At 35.1% G+C, this 19,266-nt stretch carries 17 protein-coding genes; 2 read left to right on the top strand and 15 right to left on the bottom strand.

Going from position 1 to position 19,266, the window contains the following annotated elements; translation table 11 throughout:
- The first annotated feature begins 102 nt into the window (after positions 1-102).
- Entirely contained in the window at positions 103-339 is a 237-nt protein-coding gene (locus UH7x_RS13685) for a group II intron reverse transcriptase/maturase (RefSeq protein WP_482363608.1), read from the top strand.
- 1 nt (position 340) lies between these two features.
- Here UH7x_RS13685 and pyrF read toward each other — a convergent pair whose 3' ends face one another.
- The 14 genes from pyrF to UH7x_RS13615 all read right to left on the bottom strand — a co-directional run bounded on the left by pyrF (position 341) and on the right by UH7x_RS13615 (position 16,339).
- Positions 341-1,165: an orotidine-5'-phosphate decarboxylase gene (pyrF, locus tag UH7x_RS13680; protein WP_482360485.1), complete on the bottom strand. Its 825-nt coding sequence runs from the start codon at positions 1,163-1,165 to the stop codon at positions 341-343.
- A gap of 43 nt (positions 1,166-1,208) precedes the next feature.
- Positions 1,209-2,285, bottom strand: a complete 1,077-nt coding sequence (gene prfA, locus UH7x_RS13675) for a peptide chain release factor 1 (protein ID WP_482360484.1) — start codon at positions 2,283-2,285, stop codon at positions 1,209-1,211.
- Between the two features lie 201 nt (positions 2,286-2,486).
- Complete coding sequence (locus UH7x_RS13670; protein ID WP_482363607.1) at positions 2,487-3,461, bottom strand: FAD:protein FMN transferase; 975 nt, start codon at positions 3,459-3,461, stop codon at positions 2,487-2,489.
- Between the two features lie 17 nt (positions 3,462-3,478).
- Positions 3,479-3,919 carry a thioredoxin family protein gene (locus tag UH7x_RS13665; protein WP_482360483.1) on the bottom strand — a complete coding sequence of 147 codons (441 nt, stop codon included), beginning with the start codon at positions 3,917-3,919 and terminating at the stop codon, positions 3,479-3,481.
- A gap of 30 nt (positions 3,920-3,949) precedes the next feature.
- On the bottom strand, positions 3,950-4,396 hold the full coding sequence (locus UH7x_RS13660; RefSeq protein WP_482360482.1) for a QcrA and Rieske domain-containing protein: 447 nt from the start codon (positions 4,394-4,396) through the stop codon (positions 3,950-3,952).
- Between the two features lie 51 nt (positions 4,397-4,447).
- Positions 4,448-5,626 (bottom strand): AIR synthase related protein, encoded by a 1,179-nt coding sequence (locus UH7x_RS13655; RefSeq protein WP_482360481.1) that lies wholly within the window; start codon positions 5,624-5,626, stop codon positions 4,448-4,450.
- A gap of 169 nt (positions 5,627-5,795) precedes the next feature.
- Positions 5,796-7,316 carry a carboxypeptidase-like regulatory domain-containing protein gene (locus tag UH7x_RS13650; protein WP_482360480.1) on the bottom strand — a complete coding sequence of 507 codons (1,521 nt, stop codon included), beginning with the start codon at positions 7,314-7,316 and terminating at the stop codon, positions 5,796-5,798.
- A 21-nt stretch (positions 7,317-7,337) separates the two neighbouring features.
- Positions 7,338-8,804 (bottom strand): CsgG/HfaB family protein, encoded by a 1,467-nt coding sequence (locus UH7x_RS13645; protein ID WP_482360479.1) that lies wholly within the window; start codon positions 8,802-8,804, stop codon positions 7,338-7,340.
- Positions 8,805-8,818: 14 nt separating this feature from the next.
- The gene (locus tag UH7x_RS13640) at positions 8,819-9,214 is read right to left on the bottom strand and encodes a curli assembly protein CsgF (RefSeq protein WP_482360478.1); all 396 of its coding nucleotides are present in this window, start codon (positions 9,212-9,214) and stop codon (positions 8,819-8,821) included.
- Positions 9,215-9,224: 10 nt separating this feature from the next.
- Positions 9,225-9,983, bottom strand: coding sequence for a CsgE family curli-type amyloid fiber assembly protein (locus tag UH7x_RS13635; RefSeq protein WP_482360477.1), 759 nt, complete (start codon positions 9,981-9,983; stop codon positions 9,225-9,227).
- Between the two features lie 16 nt (positions 9,984-9,999).
- Entirely contained in the window at positions 10,000-10,518 is a 519-nt protein-coding gene (locus UH7x_RS13630; RefSeq protein ID WP_482360476.1) for a hypothetical protein, read from the bottom strand.
- Between the two features lie 210 nt (positions 10,519-10,728).
- Entirely contained in the window at positions 10,729-12,642 is a 1,914-nt protein-coding gene (locus UH7x_RS13625; protein ID WP_482360475.1) for a hypothetical protein, read from the bottom strand.
- 579 nt (positions 12,643-13,221) lie between these two features.
- Positions 13,222-14,055, bottom strand: coding sequence for a transporter (locus UH7x_RS13620; protein ID WP_482360474.1), 834 nt, complete (start codon positions 14,053-14,055; stop codon positions 13,222-13,224).
- Positions 14,056-14,152: 97 nt separating this feature from the next.
- Positions 14,153-16,339 (bottom strand): glutamine synthetase III family protein, encoded by a 2,187-nt coding sequence (locus UH7x_RS13615; RefSeq protein ID WP_482360473.1) that lies wholly within the window; start codon positions 16,337-16,339, stop codon positions 14,153-14,155.
- A 209-nt stretch (positions 16,340-16,548) separates the two neighbouring features.
- Between UH7x_RS13615 and UH7x_RS13610 the strand changes: the two genes are divergently transcribed.
- Complete coding sequence (locus UH7x_RS13610; RefSeq protein WP_482360472.1) at positions 16,549-17,571, top strand: glutamine synthetase beta-grasp domain-containing protein; 1,023 nt, start codon at positions 16,549-16,551, stop codon at positions 17,569-17,571.
- Positions 17,572-17,722: 151 nt separating this feature from the next.
- Here UH7x_RS13610 and UH7x_RS13605 read toward each other — a convergent pair whose 3' ends face one another.
- Positions 17,723-18,661: a calcium/sodium antiporter gene (locus UH7x_RS13605; RefSeq protein WP_482360471.1), complete on the bottom strand. Its 939-nt coding sequence runs from the start codon at positions 18,659-18,661 to the stop codon at positions 17,723-17,725.
- Positions 18,662-19,266: the final 605 nt, after the last annotated feature.

Raw genomic sequence — 19,266 nt, 5'->3', positions numbered from 1 at the left:
CATTATTTTTAATCAACAATACTTGTGGTTATTGCATATACCATTAAGTAAAGGTTAAAAAAATGTCAAATGAGCTAGTTTTAGCGCCTATATATCGATTAAATACATCCAAAATCTTGTTTCGCCCGTATATTTACAAAGTATAATATCACGACTATGGAAAAGCAGTATTGTAAAGTAGGAACAATCACCCCAATGACGACTGGAGAACAAGCAATCGCATTATTAGAGTATCAATATCAATCTTTTAAAGAAAGAGCTTCGTCTAATACAAACCTTAGCGATTACTTTGAGCAAAAGGCCGTTAAGATTCAAAAAGTTCTAGAAAAATTGGTTTAACCTATTTGGTAAGACTCTGTAATTCTGTTGCCATTTCTAGCTGTAATTTTTCAGCATTTCTGGCTGCTGCTTCAGCAAAATCAAGGCCTTTAGATGCGTAAATAATTCCCCTTGAGGAATTTACCAGTAGACCTACGTCTTTATTCATACCATAACGACAAACTTCAAAGAGATTCCCGCCCTGAGCTCCCACACCAGGAACTAATAAAAAACTGTCAGGAATAATTTTTCGTATGTCGGCAAGATAACTTGCTTTGGTCGCTCCCACCACATACATCAAGTTTTCACAATTTTGATATGTTCTAGAGACTTCTAAAACATTCTTGTACAACTCGGTTCCATTAACAATTTTGGTCTGGAAATCAAAAGCACCATCATTAGATGTAAGTGCCAATAATATCGTATGTTTATCCTTAAAAGCTAAAAAAGGCTCCACAGAATCTCTGCCCATATATGGCGCTATTGTTAACGAATCGAATCCCAATTCCTCGAAAAATGCTTTAGCGTATCTTGTTGATGTATTACCAATATCCCCTCTTTTTGCATCTGCAATAGTGAATATTTCGGGATGCTTGTCATTTAAATATTCAATGGTTTTCTGCAAAGCTACCCAACCCTTTAGGCCATACGCCTCATAAAATGCAATATTAGGTTTATAAGCCACACTAAGGTGATGCGTAGCATCGATAATAGCTTTATTGAAAGCAAAAATCGGATCTTCATCTTGAAGTAAATGTTCTGGAATCTTTTCTAAGTCAGTATCGAGACCGATACATAGAAAAGATTTCTTAGCGTGTATTTGCTGTACTAATTGCTTGGTTGTCATTAACCTACTATTGTATGGAATAGACTTATTTAATTACTAATTCTTAGAAAATCTCTGAAGCCTCTTTTAATTTCTCTGTATTTTCAACAAGACTAAGTTCATCTATAATCTTTTGAACATCACCATCTATAATATTCTGCAAATCATATAGTGTTAAGCCAATTCTATGATCAGTAACTCTACCTTGTGGATAATTATATGTTCTAATTTTAGCAGAACGGTCACCACTACTTACCTGTGAATTTCTTTTCGCTGCATCTTCTTCTTGCTTTTTTGCTAATTCTAAATCGTACAATCTAGAGCGCAAAACACGAAATGCTTTGTCCTTATTTTTATGCTGTGATTTTTGATCTTGACACTGTGCTACTAATCCCGTAGGAATGTGCGTTAAGCGTACTGCTGAATATGTAGTGTTTACCGATTGCCCACCAGGACCTGAAGAACAGAAAAAGTCTATTCTAACATCTTTTGGATCTATCTGCACATCAAAATCTTCGGCTTCTGGCAACACCATTACCGTTGCTGCACTTGTGTGAACTCTACCTTGTGTTTCGGTTTGTGGCACACGTTGTACGCGGTGTACTCCAGCCTCAAATTTTAAAGTACCGTACACATCTGTTCCTGAAACTTCAAATTGAATTTCTTTAAAACCGCCACTTGTACCTTCACTTAAATCAATAACGTTTGTTTTCCAACCTTTTGATTCACAGTACTTTGTATACATTCTAAATAAATCACCAGCAAAAATACTAGCTTCATCACCACCCGTTCCGGCTCTAATTTCAACGACCACATCTTTAGCATCTTCAGGGTCTTTGGGAATCAACATCAATTTGATTTCCTCTTCGAGATTCGGAATACTAGCCTTTGCTTCTTCTAATTGCATCTTGGCCATTTCTACCATTTCGGCATCACTGCCATCTGAAATAATTTCTTCTGCCTCGGCAATATTATTTGTCAGTTCAATGTATACCTCTCGCTTGTCCATAAGATCTTTAAGATCTTTGTACTCTTTTGTTAATTGCACATAGCGTTTTTGATCCGATATTACATCGGGTTGAATGATAAGATCAGAAACCTCATCAAAACGCTGTTTTACTACATTTAATTTATCTATCATCTAGGGTGAACTGTTGGATTGCGAATTTACGATTTTTAGAAGTATTTCTAGGGCACGTAATTTAGAATATTTAATCTACAATAAAAGTTGCAGTTATACTAACAATAAGAGTGCTGAGCACAAGATTTTATAAAAGTCATTAATTGCTAACGGTCTACTTTCTAAAACATTAATGTTATCGAAATTTAGAATATAAAAACTTTAGTCTCTGGCATTTTCAAACAAAATACCATCACTTTTAAACATTTTATTTTTGTCGTCAACAATAATAACTTCCGTTTCAGCAAGTTGATTGATTAAGGCGAGACCTGTTTCCACACCCATTATATAAACTGCGGTTGCTAGCGCATCGCAAAGTTCTGCCTCTTTTGCAAAAATAGAAACACTATTAATTCCGCTGGTCGGATAACCCGTTCTTGGATCTATTATATGAGAATAGCGTTTCCCTTTAAATGTCACATATCGCTCATAGTTTCCCGAAGTAGCTACAGAAGATTCTACAACTGGCAACCAAGAAAATATGCGATTTTTACTTAATGGATTTGCAATTCCTATTAACCATTTATCTCCACTAGCTTTAGTTCCCCAAGTAGTTAAATCCCCACCTGCATTTATCAATCCAGCAATTACTTGTTTAGACATTAACAGACTTTTGGCCTTATCTGCCGCATAGCCTTTACCCATAGCGCCAAATGAAATTTTCATTCCCTTCAATTGTAAGAAAACAGTTTGCGCCTCATTATCTAAAATGATTTTGTCATAGCCTATTTTTGATATCGACTTTTTAATTTCTTCTGGAGAAGGTATTTCTTGCATACTCCCATCAAACTTCCATACCTCATCTAACGATGAATACGAAATATCAAAAGCCCCATCGGTAAGGTTAGAAACTTGCTTGGCACGTTCTATTAAATTGAAAAGTTCCGAACTTACTTTTACTGGCTTTATTCCAGCGTTCTTATTAATAAGTGATGTTTCAGAATCAGGATTCCAAGCAGATATTAGTTTTTCAATACGTGTTATTTCAGCTACAGCCTCTTCAATATTAATATGACCCAACTCCTCATTGGTAGATACAACAGTAATCTCAAATCGGCTACCCATTAATTTTAGCGTCTTATGAGAAGAAACATATTTTTGTTGGCTCTGCGCACCTAAACAAAAAAAACAAAGCATGATTGTTGCTAAATATCTCACTTTAGAAAAGTATTTAAATGTGAGATATATTCAGTTGGGGTACTCTTTTTATATCCTGTTTTTCCTAGAACTGTTTCTTCTTTATTTAGTACTACAACTAAAGGAAAATGTCCGTTAGGGTTAAATGAGTCGGCCAATTTTTTATTCTGTGCTTCTAAATCTTTTGGAAGTTTATTACTTTTTTTTCTAGGAAAATCTGCGCGATATAATACATAATTCTCGGAAGCATAACTATCGAATTCTTTCGATTGCCATATTTCTCTATCTAATTTAATACAAGGCGCACACCAATCTGAACCTGAAAAAACCAGAATAATTGGTTTATTTTCATCCTTAGCACAAGTAACTGCAGCGGCATAATTATTTTTCCATTCTTGTGAAAAGCTGTTTACAGTAAACAGGACAAAAGCAAAAATTGCTAGATATTTAGTTTTCATAAAGTGTTTGTCTCTATAGTCAACATGGACTTACTCAAAAATTCGAAGTATACCATCGGATTCTTCAACCATATATACTTTTAATGCTTTAGCTGCATTACCATCTACTTTGTTTAGCGGTGTACCGTCTTGTTCAAATTTAGAACCGTGAACATCACAATAAAAAATACCGCCATCAACATTTTGAAAACGCACTTGATCGTATCCTTGGTGGCTACATATTTGACTTGCAGCAACATAATTGCCTTCTAGATTTTTTGCTATTACCACATCATTTTTTAAAATATAGCCGCCATTGCTACCTAAACTTGCAGCCTCAGATGCATCTAAATCTACCGTAAAATCAACATTGTTCGGAACTTCTTTAATTTCTCCTGAAACAGGATCATCGCTTTTAGAGCATCCTTGAACACAAGGAAAAGTAAGTGCAAAAGCCGCACCAGCGCCAATACTTCTTAAAAATTCTTTTCTTTTCATAGCTATGGGGTATATACTAAGAAAACGTTCGAAACACCGTAATCGTATGCTTTAATACGTAAACGTACCGTATTCACTAGTGATAGTGAGTTTTTTCGTCGCAGATGCTGCGACCTTGCCAATAATTTGGGCATCTACGCCAAAACTTTTAGATATTTGAATTAAGTCTTCAGCTGCATCCGGACTTACATATAACTCCATACGATGTCCACAATTAAATACTTGATACATTTCTTTCCAATCGGTATTCGATTGTTCTTGTATCAGCTTAAATAAAGGAGGAACCGGAAATAGATTATCCTTAATGATATGAAGGTTATCTACAAAATGTAAAATTTTTGTTTGTGCACCTCCACTGCAATGTACCATTCCATGAATTTCTTTGGACGAATACTTCTCGAGGATATTTTTAATTATGGGCGCATACGTTCTAGTTGGTGAGAGTACTAACTTACCAGCGTCTATCGGCGAATTTTGCACTGCATCTGTCAGTTTCACACCTCCCGAATACACTAAATCTTCCGGAACCGAAGCATCAAAACTTTCGGGATACTTCTCGGCTAAATATTTTGAAAAAACATCGTGGCGAGCAGAAGTAAGGCCGTTACTACCCATACCTCCATTGTATTCTTTTTCATATTTGGCTTGACCAAAAGAAGCTAAGCCAACAATTACATCACCCGCTTTTATATTTGCGTTATTAATTACATCTTTACGTTTTAGACGAGCAGTAACCGTAGAATCCACAATTATTGTACGTACCAAATCTCCCACATCAGCAGTTTCGCCGCCTGTAGAATGTATGGTCATGCCATGCTCAGCAAGATCAGCAATCAATTCTTCGGTACCATTAATTATAGCTGATAGCACCTCACCTGGTATTTTATTTTTATTTCTCCCTATGGTAGATGAAAGCATAATATTATCAACTGCACCAACACAAATTAAATCATCAATATTCATTATTAATGCGTCTTGCGCTATACCCTTCCACACAGAAACATCACCTGTTTCTTTCCAATACATATATGCAAGAGAAGATTTAGTACCTGCACCATCTGCGTGCATTACCAAACAATAGTCTTCATCATTCGTTAAATAATCGGGTACAATTTTACAGAAAGCTTTAGGAAATAACCCTTTGTCAATATTCTTAATGGCATTATGCACATCTTCTTTGGAGGCAGAAACCCCTCTTTGATTATACCTTTCGCTAGTTGAAGAACTCATTTATTCGTATTTGAGGCAAAAATAGTGGAAACCTATAAATAATAGATTCGTTAAAAAGCGAATAATTTAAAAAGTTGTTATCAATTAATAGTCCAACTCAATATAAAAAAATAGAGCCACCTACTTTCTTAAGAAAGCGGTGACTCATCATCAAGGTTGGTTGATAATATTATTCCCAATTAGGCATAATGGCTGCAGTAAATAACGGTTTCTTTTTATCCACCCCATTATCTTCTTCAGTTTTATAAATTTTTCTTTCAGAAATACCATCGTTAGAGGTATTCACAAAAATAATTGATCCATCATCTGGTGAATATTTCGCATCTAAATCATTCGTGCCAGAAGCTTTATCCGTTTCAATTTCTGTAGCTGTATTACTCGTAAGATTATATTCAAAAATTCTCGAATCTAATTGTCGATATGCGGTATTTTCTGCTGCTGACATATCCCTGGTATAAAGCACTTTGTTGCCATCCGCAGAGAAATCTAATCCTCCTAAAGCTCCTGACTCCCCAGAGATGACCACCTCAACTTCGGTATCTGTCGTTACATTTACAACCGCAATTTTTGCATTGTATCCGTCAATATTGTTTGTTTTGATCACTACCAATTCGTTTGTTGGATTCACCGCAACCTCAGATATAAAGACACTACCGGCGTGATATACTTCTTCGATACCAGAACCATCTAGATTGATAGAATATAATTTATTAAAATTTGTGTAATATAATTTTGCCCCATTATTGTACCAAGTAAATTCTAGCTCATCTTGTCTAAATCCTGCTACAGGCACGGTACTTGTAACTTGTTTTAAATCGGTTCCGTTTATATTCATAGTGAATAAGTGGGTCTCGGCCCCAACTGTTCTTAAAAAGGCAATTTTATTTACTGTAGTGTTTTTTATTGGTCGATAGCTGTTTAAACTAGAACTTGTTAATTGTACTTCATTTTGATTTAGCTCGGCATCAGTTTCACCTATTGGGTTCGTTCCTGAAAATATAACATTATTACCATCTATTTCTCTCACATATAAAAAACGATTTGCATCTAAACCTGAGGTAACAAAACCGCCTAAATCACTTTTTACAGCCTCATTAACACCATCGTTAGCTGAAATTTGCCAAATATAATTATTACCAACAGCCAAATTCTCTACTAGAAAGGTGGTATCCTTAATTTCATTATATGTGGTCACTTCACTGGTAGACCCATTTCTTAATTCTAAGGTATAATTAATTTCATCATCATCGTTTTTAGAAGATGACCAAGTAAATTGTACTTGTGTACTAATATCCTCAGCCCCATCTTCCGGAAACTTTAAAGTAGAAACTAATGGCGCTATATTATTTGCATCATCGGTGTTGAGCTCAAAAACAACATTTGTTGTCTTGCCTTCCAAAATACTCACTGCCTCAAATCCAGTTTGATATTCAGTTAATTCTGCTTGAAAAGAGTATTCTCCTATTTGAATATTTTCTATTATAAAATTTCCTTGCTCATCTGTAAATACCGTTGTAGAAACAGGTGATGAAGAAATCTTCACATTTGTCAATGGCATATTTTCGCCATTGGTAACTACCTTACCCGTTAAGGTGCCAAATACGTTTTCGTCTATAGGCTCTTCGGAACAAGATGTTATTACGAACACCATGCTTATAGCCAAAAAACAGTTTAGAATATAATTTTTCATTTTTAATTTTTTAGCGATGAATTAACGTTTGTTTGGTATCATAAATTCTGAAGGTGCTCGATTGTCAATATTTTCAATTTCTTCCACTTCTTCTTTCTTTAGCTTTTTTTTGCCGCCAATTTTATATTTAAGTCCTAAGCCAAAATTGTAATAATAGTCATCGCGTTTACCACTAATAACACCATCTAATTCATCTGAGAAGGTGAAATTACTCTCCGCAAAAACACGAATATCTATATGTTTTGATGCTTTATAATTTAACCCTGCACCTGCCTGCACTTTGGGCGCTGTAATTTGTGTTGGTTTGGTTTCATCAATATGCCTAATATCAAAGATTACTCCCCCACCACCATATATATAGGGCGACAAATTATCATAAGGCAATACATTCAATTCAAGATTTAATTGAGCAGCCATATGCTCTCTTTCAAAAGAACTGCCCCCTTTAAAGTTTAAATAATCTACATTTAGGGCGAGACCAAATTTCGGACTTAATGTTCTCAGATATCCAAAATTATAGCCTGCCGCAAATGTTTTATTTCCTAAATCTCCATTTAATACAGATGCAGTACCATTAACAGTAATCGCATTTTTCGATTCTTCAGTTTCCTGTACCCGATCATATAACAATTGAGATTCTTCAAACTCTTTTTGAGCATAATAAGCATCCATCAATCTTTTATTGGTCAAGCCTCCATCTTTTGATGTCCAAAGACCAGCTTCTATCCCCTCAACAATTAATGCTTCTAATGCTTTTTCAATGGCATCTTTCATTGCCAATTGTACAGGCTCATTTTTGGTAAAACCTGTTTCTGCTTCTAACAGCCTTTGGAAACTTACATACCGAAACAAACTCGCATCTACAGATTGTGATAAAATAGTTTTAGACACATATACCGTTTTTAAAATTTTCCCATTACTGGTGGACACTGCTCGTAAGTAAATTGAAATTCTATCTTGACGATATTTTGTAGAGGCACCTGCTCCAAAATAACGTGCACCTGCTCCACCAGTTATAATATTGGTGTCGTACGAAACGATGCCGCCTTCTAAAAGAATACCAGCATATAATAATGGTGGTAAATTAGGTTGAGGCGAATTGGTACTGCGACCAAACTCTTCTCTTGTGGAGCGAATAATGTTTCGTTCGTTTAATAAATTTCCAAGATTTTCACGCTCTATTGGCGTAAACCATTTAGAATCTTCTAAGGCCTGAATCAACATTGTTGTAGCACCTTGCGAAACAGCTGTACTAAATGTACTTCCTCCTTCTTGTGCTTTATATTGACCCGTTTGATCTTTAAAATTATAAACACCAACAACAAGCTCTTGATATGGTTCTGGCAAATCTCTTAAGACCTGTGTCTTAGAGGTCAACTCCCCTATTCTAGCATCTTGAGGTGTGTATGGCTGATTAAAATAAGCACCACACCCTGTTAAAAACAGCGCAAGAAAAGGTATTAAAATACTTGAAATTCTTCGAAACATGGGGCGGATTTAAATTAGTTTGGGACGATTATTTGAGTCTGTTCTCCAGTGATTGTATCTAGAATATTTATAACGAGACCCTCGCCCGATTCAAAAATTTCTAAGGCTAAATCACCTACATTAAAAGAACCTTCTTCAAGTTCTTCTCCAAGTTGCGAACTAAATACATTGCGCGAAAGACTACTTAATAACTGACTATTTAAATTTTCTTGAAAACGTTCTAATTCTGTTTGTTCCTCATTAGCGTTAGCAGGATCCGTAAAAGAATTTTGCGACTCCGCAGAACTTAGCAACCATTGATAATTAAAGGTATTACCACCAAATGCTGGATTCACTGGTGTATAAACCATCTGTTGTCCAAAACTATAACCGCTAGTAAGTATTGCTAACACAAAGAAAAATTGTTTCATAGCTCTATATTTAATATCGTGTAATCTGTTCTTTATTTGCTTTTAATCTCTGAAAATAGGCGTTCACGCGATAAATAGAATTATCTGCCATTGCCTTTAAATACTGCGTTCTCGGATTGACAAAAAACTGCACGACTACCTTATCTTCAACCAACACAAGTATCTGTGTATTACTACCAATTGCCAAACGTTCCTCAATTTTTACAATCTTATTTGCGTTAATATTGTTACTTAAATACAGTGAATAGAACATGTCGTAAAAATCATTTCCGGCCTTTGTTTTGGTATCTTCAATTACCACACCTCTTAAAACAAAACCGTCTTCTTTAGAAGCTTTTACATCAATATTTTCTTCTGATCTTCCAAAATTTTTCACTGCATCTTCTTCTCCTTCAATTCCGTTGAGCACTTTACGATCTTTACCAACAACATTATCATTTTCGTAGACGAGTAAAAGAATAATAGTCCGATCATTCTCATTTACATTAATACTCGAATTCGAAAGGTTTTTTTTAACTCCAGGTTCCAGAACAAAGCGACCCTCTTGCTTATTTGTATTGCTATTATTACCTGTTTTTATAACTGACAGAACATAGCGTAAACTTTTATTTATTTCTGTTTTGTTATGAGCCGATCCTGTAATATTTAAAATGCTATTATCTTGAATTTCAAGATTTATAGCCGCTGAAACCTCTGTATTATAGATTTGCGAATACGACACCATTGGTCGGCATAAAAGGCAAATAAAAACTATAAAAGAGAATTTCATTTTATATTTTTTTTAATCAATTGAAATTGCGAATGGTTATTGATTTCGCGTTTCCTTGAAGGTTCAATTGTATTTTTTCTGTCAATGAGTTACTACCGAAAATCACTACATTTTGTTCATTTCCATTTTGAATAATGTTTCGCTCCAGATTTAAACTAGGGGATTTTCCATATTCTAATAAGAAATTATTGTTTCCATTTTGCAATACATTAGTGCTGAATGTTTTTGCATTTACATTAATATCTGTAGTATTCGCATTGCCATTTTGCACTAAACTAATGGTGCTATAATCTGTTTGTGTTTGAACTGCTGAATTATTATTCGACCCTATTTGCTGAATATAAACCGCATTTGAAGTCGCTTGTGGTATATTTGACTGTATTTGTGAAACCGATTGCAAATTTTCAAGTCCTACATCACTGACTAATGTAGCCCCAGTATCTTCTGCAACTTCTATTTGTGCATATAGCGTATTAAAGCCCACAAAAAGCAGGGCCACAAGAATAATTTTTATTTTGATTTGATGAACACGCATAATTTTGGTTCGTTTGATGTGATTAAATTTCGTAAACAATCTGACCTTTTTAAAAAATAATGGTTCAACGTGCCAGTTAATCGCTTACTTGCTATTTGTCAACACTTTAACCGCTGAGTTAAAGTGATAATCTAATAAATGGGATGGCGATTTTATCGCCATCCCATTAAAACTTCAAAGTTTAGGGGGAAATCTATTAATCTTTAATAATTAGTTACTCTGGCTGACATTCATTGAATTACTATTACCGTTCTGCATAAGATCAGATGTATGACCATTTCCTGTTTGCATTAAAGTAAAGTTATTACCGTTACCATTTTGCGAAAATGTACTCACGTGAAAATCCCCAGTTTGCATTATACCAGATGTATTATTGCTGCCATTTTGCGTTAACACACTACTGTTACCCAGTCCATCTTGAGAAACCTCGGCAATATTTCCAGTACCATTCACTTGCACTAAATTACTCACATTACCAACCCCTAATTGATCTACCGTAGCTTCACCATTATTAGCTAATTGTAATATAGTACTTGTATTTAAGCCGCCATCTTGGTTAACTGTTGCAGTGTTTCCGCTACCAATTTGGTATATATCACTGATACCTTGAATAGCTTGGGTGACCGATGCAGTATTATCATTACCCAATTGATCAATATTACTTAAGTTTAATAAACCTGTTTGGTCTACCGTAGCCCCATTACCATTACCTGATTGTAAAATATCACTTCCGTTACCTCCATTTTGAGTAACCATTGCAGTATTATCGTGACCTGACTGTAAAATATCACTTTTATTAGATCCTGTCTGGTCTACATTTGCGTCATTATCATCACCAGTTTGAATAATAAAACTACCTCTATCTAAATTTAAAATACCATCATCATTACGTTCTACTTGTGTAACAATTGCAGTATTCGCACTACCAGATTGCGTAATTTCACTTAGATTACCTTTAGCAACAAAGAAAGGTCCACTAGCGGTTCCATCTTGTGTTACAGTAGCTGTGTTTTTATTACCAGTTTGATTTATATAACTTCTATCAGAATCACCCGCTGTTTGTGTTACTGAGGCAGTATTTTCAATACCAATTTGATCAATATCACTATAGTTTCTATTACCGGCTTGATCTACATTAGCTGTATTTGTATCACCTCCTTGGTCGATATCGCTATAAGCACGATTACCTGCTTGCATTACCTTTGCTGTTCCTGACACTCCTGTCTGATCAATATCACTATCCGCTCGGTTACCAGATTGATCTACTGTTGCATCATTATCATCACCAATTTGGTTAATATTACTATCTGCATTAGTACCCGCTTGATTTACATCTGCAAAGTTGCCATCACCACTTTGGTTGATAATACTATACGAACTACTGCCATCTTGAAAAACCTTTGCATCGTTATTATCACCACTTTGGTCAATGATAATTTCTCCAGTAACATTACTATTCCATTGTTCTGCTTCTGCATCATTGTTATCTCCTGACTGTGTAATTCTAGTATCGTCGTTATCACCATCTTGGTCTACTTTTGCCCAGTTATCATCACCACTTACCTCTATAGTCGCATAATTGCCATTGCCACCAGGTGTATGTTGTCTTATTTCGGCATAGTTTCCATCCGCTTCGGCATTACTACCTCTATCACCAATTTTAATAAAACCTTGGTTATCGTTTCCATTTTGTTCTACCCAAGTTTCATTATTATCGCCATAAATATCAATACCGCGAGGCGTAGCAAAATACTCAGCATTTGGATGTAAATTGTTATTATTGGTTCCTCTTTGCTCTATTTTAGCTTTATTGTCGTCTCCACCGATACGTACTGTAGCATTATTATTATCGCTTGCAGATTTTTGTCGGATTAGCACTTTATTATCATCTGACCCTCCTGCTCCAGCAATTTCAATTACAGTATTTTGATTAGCATCTTTTTGTCTAACCTTAGTTTCATTATTATCACCCCATACTCTTATCACTGAGCGGTTGTTATCTTCTGTTTGTTCAACGTCACCGTCATTGTTGTTGCCATTTTGGCTAATGGTATTCGAATTTTGAGCTTGTACGTAGACACCCATTGTAAGCGCAAGCGCGCCTAAAATCATTTTTTTGTTCATAATACTAATGGTTTAAAGGTTATAAATTAATTGTTTACATTATTCTAATTAATTGATATACAGCATCTAACAAATAGCTAAATGTTGTTTAAACCAAGGCATACGAAAGCTTCATTCTTAAGATATGTGGGGTATCAAAGAAAATTAATTACTACAAAAAATGTCGGGGGAGTGAAATGTGAAATTCATTTCAGGAAATTGCATTACGAGGAAATTATTAATGCACTAAATTGAATCACTAAACTAGAATTATTTTAACATTTGAAATTTAAATACTCGTTGAAATGCACATTGTTTTCGTCAAACGGTAATATTTACCGATTAAAAATGTTAAATCGATATTTTAAAGGTGTCATATTTATCATATCATCAGTTGTTACCCTACAAGAAAAGTCAGAAAACTAATAAGGTATTGATTATCAATCATTTTAGCTTAAAGCTGTATGGCTTAAATACCATAACCTTTATAACAACCCACAAGCTATTTTTAGGTGCATTTTTTTTATAAAAACTGAAACTAAACGCTGATATATGCTACCGGTTAAACCAATAATAGTTTACTTCTTGATATAAAGTAGACTAAAACTTACCATAAATTCCCGCACCTAGAACAGCTCTCCGAGGTACATTATTACCAGATAAGGCACCGGTGTAATTCGCGAGAATACCAAAGCTATCCGTTGCTTCGAAAATCAACTTTAGTCCATAGGCTACATATTCCTGGTCATTCACGTAAAAACCAGTAACCAAATTAGAAGCTGGTAAACTTACCTCGCCATTATTAAAAGAAGAAGATGCATTTAAAAATCCGATAGTCCACAATCCTTTTAATGGTTGTGCACCTAATTCCGCATCAAAAACAAAGCTAGAACTATAATCGTTAAAACGGATATCTACACCTGTAGATCCCTGCGCATAAAACGGACCAAAACTTCTGCCTACATTAATTTTCGGCGATACTGTATAGGTGTCATACCCAGTACGTAAACCTGAATCTTCAAAGAATTTTCCTGTATTTAAACCAAGGTTTACTTGTGCTGCAATCGCCCATGTACCTTTATGAAGTTGTTGCTTCACACCCAATGTAATATTCCCTAAAGCTGTTTCTGAACCTTCTGTGGTAAGCGGTGTACTATTCGTATCAACTAATCCTTCAGCTTTAATCATTCGTATGGGTAGACTTAAAACAAAGGTTGTTTTATCACTTGCGCCATACTCTGAATATAATTGAATTGTATTATCGGTTAACTTACGTTCCGACTGATACCCTGGGTCACCATAAATACCAGAATAACCACTTATACTATAATAAGACAACTGGGTATAAACTTCGTTTTTAGGTTTCGTCCATGCGCCCTGCGAAAAAAGAGAAGCACTAAAAAGGAATGCAACTACTACGGTCAACTTTTTCATACAATCAATATTTATAGCTTGTTTAGTGCACTAAACAACATAAAACTTACATGTGCTTCGAAGAAAACAATTAATAATCGATGAACGTATGACCGATTTAGTTAACAAATAACAACTCTTGGTATTTTGCTAATGGCCATAAACGATCATCCATTAAACGTTCTAAACGATCTGAATGATATCTTATTTTTTCGAAATATGGCTTTACCGTCCCACAATATGCTATTGCCTTTTTATTTGAATCTGTAATACTATTAGCACTTTTTCTAGCTTCGGTCATGGCATCACATTCCTTCTTTAAACCTGAAATATGCTCTACAAGGCCTTCTAATATAATGTGTTGCGCTTCAGTCATTTTTTTATAACCCGCACCGTAAATATTTTTTAATCCAGAAATATTTGCCACAACCTTACTTTGATATTCCAAACACGATGGTAAAACATGATTATTTACCATCTCATTAAGCACCCTACCTTCTATTTGATTATTAAGAATATAATCTTCTAAATCAACTTCTTGTCGCGCTCGTAATTCCACCTCACTCAACACCTGCATGCTACCAAAAAGTTCAATACTTTCTTTAGAAGTCATTACTGCCAATGCATCTGGTGTATTCTTGTTGTTACTTAACTTTCTTTTTTTAGCTTCTTTTTCCCAATCAATACTATAGCCATCACCGTCGAAACGAATTCTTTTCGATGTTTTTATATATTCTCGAAGCACATTAAATACAGCTTCATCCTTTTTTAGGTTCTTCTTATTTACCAATTCATCAACTTCCTTCTTAAAATCTCTAAGTTGTTTGGCAACAATCGTATTTAAAACAGTCATTGGTTTGGCGCAATTGGTTGTTGCCCCTACTCCGCGCATTTCAAATTTATTACCGGTGAAAGCAAATGCTGAAGTTCGATTGCGATCTGTATTGTCTAAAAGTATTTCAGGGATTTTACCGACTACGTTTAATTTTAATTCTGTTTTTTCTTCTGGAGACAATTTTCCTTTGGACACGCCTTCCAATTCATCTAAAACATTACTTAACTGCTCACCAATGAAAATTGATATGATAGTAGGCGGAGCTTCTCCTCCACCTAAACGATGATCATTACTCGCAGAGGCTATGGAAGAACGCAGTAATTCTTCGTAGCTATCCACAGCTTTTATAGTGTTTACAAAAAATGTGAGAAACTGTAAATTCTTCATAGGTGTAGAACCCGGACTCAATAAATTTACTCCAGTGTCGGTAGCCAAGGACCAATTGTTATGCTTACCAGAACCATTGACACCTGCAAAAGGTTTCTCATGGAAAAGCACTTTAAAATTATGACGATCAGCAATTTTTTCCATAACATCCATCAACAACAGATTGTGATCCACCGCTAAATTTGCCTCCTCAAAAACAGGAGCCAACTCAAATTGATTGGGTGCAACTTCATTATGGCGCGTTTTTACAGGAATACCAAATTTGGTACATTCCATTTCTAAATCCATCATAAAATTCAAAGCCCGCGACGGAATCACACCAAAATAGTGATCATCTAACTGCTGCCCTTTTGCTGCCTGATTACCCAACAGGGTTCTTCCTGTTAACATTAAATCGGGTCTGGAGTTTGCCAAAGCCTTATCTATTAAAAAATACTCCTGTTCCCAGCCCAAAGTTGCATTTACTTTAACGACCGTCTTATCAAAATATTTAGCCACCGCAGTAGCAGCATCATCTATTGCATTTAGTGCACGTAGCAATGGTGCTTTATTGTCTAAAGCCTCACCGGTATACGAAACAAATATTGTGGGTATACATAAAGTAGTACCATATATAAATGCTGGTGAAGTAGGATCCCATGCAGTATATCCACGAGCTTCAAAAGTATTACGAATGCCTCCATTCGGAAAACTCGAAGCATCAGGTTCTTGTTGCACCAATTGTCCTCCTCCAAATTTTTCTATTGCCCTACCATCGGCTAACAAATCAAAAAATGCATCATGCTTTTCTGCAGTAGCCCCAGTTAAGGGTTGAAACCAATGTGTGTAGTGTGTAGCTCCTTTACCTATTGCCCAACCTTTCATTGCTTCAGCTACCTGGTCTGCAATCTTTCTATCAATTTTAGATCCCGAAAAAATTGCACCCTTTACACTTTCTAAAGCGTCTTTTGTAAGGTGTTGCAACATCCGTTCTTCATTAAAAACGTTTTGTGCGTAAAGTTCTGAGCGTCTGCCAGTTTCTTCAATCGGTACCGGTTTTCTATTTCTACTTTTAGATACGGCCTGAAATCTCAATTTCGACATATGATAATAATTTGAACCGATAAAAATACCCATTATACATATTATAAAAAAAAGTTGTTCTAATTATTATACCCATAAAAATATAGGGGGTTATTAATAAAATATCAATTTTTTTAAAATTTACCCCCATACTTCTAGGCTCATTCACAAAAAATCATATTTTTGTTTGTCTTAAAAATTTATTTATTTAAATCAAACTATCAATAATTATGAGCAAGATTAAACTCGAATATATTTGGCTGGATGGTTACTTTCCTACCCAAAATTTAAGAAGTAAAACAAAAGTTGAAGAGCATGAAGACTTCAAAGGCACTTTAGAAGAAATAGGAAACTGGTCTTTTGATGGATCTTCCACGCGACAAGCTGAAGGTGGTTCTTCTGACTGCTTGCTTGTACCTGTTGCAATTTACCCAGACCCAGATCGTATTAACGGTTACTTAGTAATGACTGAGGTAATGAATGCTGATGGTACTGCTCACGTTTCAAATGGTAGAGCAACTATTGATGATGATGACAACGATTTCTGGTTCGGTTTCGAACAAGAATACTTTATAATGGATACCAAAACACAACTTCCATTAGGTTTTCCTATTGGTGGTTACCCAGCTCCACAGGGTATGTACTACTGTTCAGTAGGTGGTAAAAACACACATGGTAGAGGTTTAGTAGAAGAACATGCTAATTTGTGTATTGACGCTGGCTTAAACTTTGAAGGTATTAATCAAGAAGTTGCTTCTGGACAATGGGAATTTCAATTGTTTGCAAAGGGTGCTAAAAAAGCAGGTGATGAAATCTGGATTGCTAGATATCTTTTGGATCGTTTAACTGAAAAGTATGGTTACTATATTGATTATCACCCAAAGCCATTAGGTAAGGATATGGACTGGAATGGTTCCGGTATGCATGCTAACTTCTCTAACGAGATTTTAAGAACATGTGGTGATAAAGAAGTTTACGCAAAAATTTGTGAAGCTTTCAGACCAGTGGTTAAAGAACATATTGCAGTATACGGCGAATTTAATGATCAGCGTTTAACAGGTTTACATGAAACTGCTGCTATTACAGATTTCTCTTGGGGAGTTTCAGATAGAGGTGCATCTATTCGTATTCCAATTATTGCAGTTGAAAAAGGATGGAAAGGTTGGTTAGAAGATCGTAGACCGGCTTCTAATGGTGATCCTTATAAGATTGCAGCAAGAATTATTAAGACAGTTAAAACGGCTGACGTTTAAAATAAAATTAATTGTTGATTATAGAAAAACGCTTTGGGCTCGCCTAAGGCGTTTTTTGTTTATATCCACTACTATTTCAAAAATATTAGCTTCAATTACAATTAAAATAGTGCGCTAAATTTGATGTAAATAAACATATAAAACGCACATGCTACTGAATTGTCAAGTAAACAAAAGCAACATAAACGCCAAGTAAAATTATTCCATCGCGCCATCCTAAGCGTAGTCCTTTGGGAATAAAAACGAGTGGGAGAATAAGAAAAGAAATACCCAACATCCAGAATATATCGTTACTCAACAAAGTATCATCTACCACTTTTATAGGTGTGATAATGGAGGTTATACCTAATACCGCAAGAAGATTAAAAATATTAGAACCTATTAAATTCCCTAAAGAAATCGCTTTCTCTTTTTTGATAACTGCAATTACAGAAGCTGCCAATTCCGGAATACTCGTGCCAATAGAAACTACGGTAACAGCAATTACACGTTCGCTAACGCCATATAAAGTTGCTAAACCTACAGCACCATTAATTAATAATTCTGAACCTCCCCAAAGTGCTGTGCCACCAAGTCCTAAAAATAAAACTAACTTATACAAAGGCAATGGCATATCGTCTTCAGGCGCCTCATCTTCCACGGCTTGTTTTTGATAACGGAGTAGGTATACTAAAAACAAAAACAAAACGCCAACCATAATAATGCCCTCGTATTGTTGCAATTCGCCATCGAAGAAAATAAACCCAAAGAAGAGTAACGATGCTGCCATCATAACTGGCCAATCGGTGGTGTAAAAAGTTTTACGCACATCAATACTTCCCAACAGCACAGTTATTGCCAAAACCAAACCCAGGTTTGCAATATTCGATCCAACTACATTACCCAAAGCCAAATCTGGAAAACTATCTAAAGCTGCCTTTATACTTACAATAAGTTCTGGTGCCGAAGTCGCAAAAGAAACCACAGTCATACCGATAACTATTTTAGGAATGCTTAATCGCAATGATAAGGCTACTGCAGCTTTCAAAAGCCAATTACCGCCTGCGATTAAAAGAACAAGACCAAGAACGACAAAAAGAAGATTCTGCATTAATTAGTTTTTTTGTAAAGATAAAGTAGAACATTGAATTGCATCAATTGTTCATTTCATTTTTAGGAAATAGAACTGTAAACAACAGGTGCTAATTTTTACTTTCAAAATGATGAAATCCCTAAAAACAAACATTTTTATGACCGTAAGCCCCTTGGTCACATGAAAAGCACTAAAAACAACCCTACAATTATTTCATATTGTAATAAAAATTACTTTTTTAATTTTATTTTAGAACTATAATGAAATAAGGCTGTTTTATTTTGTAACTAAAACTATTTATTTAATTACAAAATCGTATTCAAACTCACAACTTTAACAGATTTTACTTGCAAAATTCATAACCCTTGTAGTATATTATTTAGATAATCAAACAACGAACTGTATTCCTCTTTTTTTAATGGCCATTAAATGCAAAACAGTTCACGAGTACTATTTACTCAAGCCCGACAACGGGTGCAACCTTAAAACCATTTCATATGTTCGTACTTGCCAAATTTCTTTTTTATTTGCTCATATCACTAATCATGATATTTGTCTAAGTAGTTACATTTAGGCCTAAACAAATTGAGCTGCCAATTGGCGGCTCTTTCTACTTATATTTG

The organism is Aurantibacter sp. UH7, from assembly GCF_056839165.1.
The sequence above is the reverse complement of the archived record's forward strand: the minus strand, read 5'-3'. Positions and strand labels throughout refer to the sequence as shown.

Bases quoted from the DNA above. Each gene is read 5' to 3' on its own strand.
- UH7x_RS13625 (WP_482360475.1), bottom strand. From the start codon at position 12,642: ATGAACAAAAAAATGATTTTAGGCGCGCTTGCGCTTACAATGGGTGTC.
- UH7x_RS13650 (WP_482360480.1), bottom strand. From the start codon at position 7,316: ATGAAAAATTATATTCTAAACTGTTTTTTGGCTATAAGCATGGTGTTC.
- UH7x_RS13640 (WP_482360478.1), bottom strand. From the start codon at position 9,214: ATGAAACAATTTTTCTTTGTGTTAGCAATACTTACTAGCGGTTATAGT.
- UH7x_RS13660 (WP_482360482.1), bottom strand. From the start codon at position 4,396: ATGAAAAGAAAAGAATTTTTAAGAAGTATTGGCGCTGGTGCGGCTTTT.
- UH7x_RS13665 (WP_482360483.1), bottom strand. From the start codon at position 3,919: ATGAAAACTAAATATCTAGCAATTTTTGCTTTTGTCCTGTTTACTGTA.
- UH7x_RS13620 (WP_482360474.1), bottom strand. From the start codon at position 14,055: ATGAAAAAGTTGACCGTAGTAGTTGCATTCCTTTTTAGTGCTTCTCTT.
- UH7x_RS13670 (WP_482363607.1), bottom strand. From the start codon at position 3,461: ATGCTTTGTTTTTTTTGTTTAGGTGCGCAGAGCCAACAAAAATATGTT.
- pyrF (WP_482360485.1), bottom strand. From the start codon at position 1,165: ATGACAACCAAGCAATTAGTACAGCAAATACACGCTAAGAAATCTTTT.
- UH7x_RS13605 (WP_482360471.1), bottom strand. From the start codon at position 18,661: ATGCAGAATCTTCTTTTTGTCGTTCTTGGTCTTGTTCTTTTAATCGCA.
- UH7x_RS13630 (WP_482360476.1), bottom strand. From the start codon at position 10,518: ATGCGTGTTCATCAAATCAAAATAAAAATTATTCTTGTGGCCCTGCTT.
- prfA (WP_482360484.1), bottom strand. From the start codon at position 2,285: ATGATAGATAAATTAAATGTAGTAAAACAGCGTTTTGATGAGGTTTCT.
- UH7x_RS13635 (WP_482360477.1), bottom strand. From the start codon at position 9,983: ATGAAATTCTCTTTTATAGTTTTTATTTGCCTTTTATGCCGACCAATG.
- UH7x_RS13655 (WP_482360481.1), bottom strand. From the start codon at position 5,626: ATGAGTTCTTCAACTAGCGAAAGGTATAATCAAAGAGGGGTTTCTGCC.
- UH7x_RS13615 (WP_482360473.1), bottom strand. From the start codon at position 16,339: ATGTCGAAATTGAGATTTCAGGCCGTATCTAAAAGTAGAAATAGAAAA.
- UH7x_RS13610 (WP_482360472.1), top strand. From the start codon at position 16,549: ATGAGCAAGATTAAACTCGAATATATTTGGCTGGATGGTTACTTTCCT.
- UH7x_RS13645 (WP_482360479.1), bottom strand. From the start codon at position 8,804: ATGTTTCGAAGAATTTCAAGTATTTTAATACCTTTTCTTGCGCTGTTT.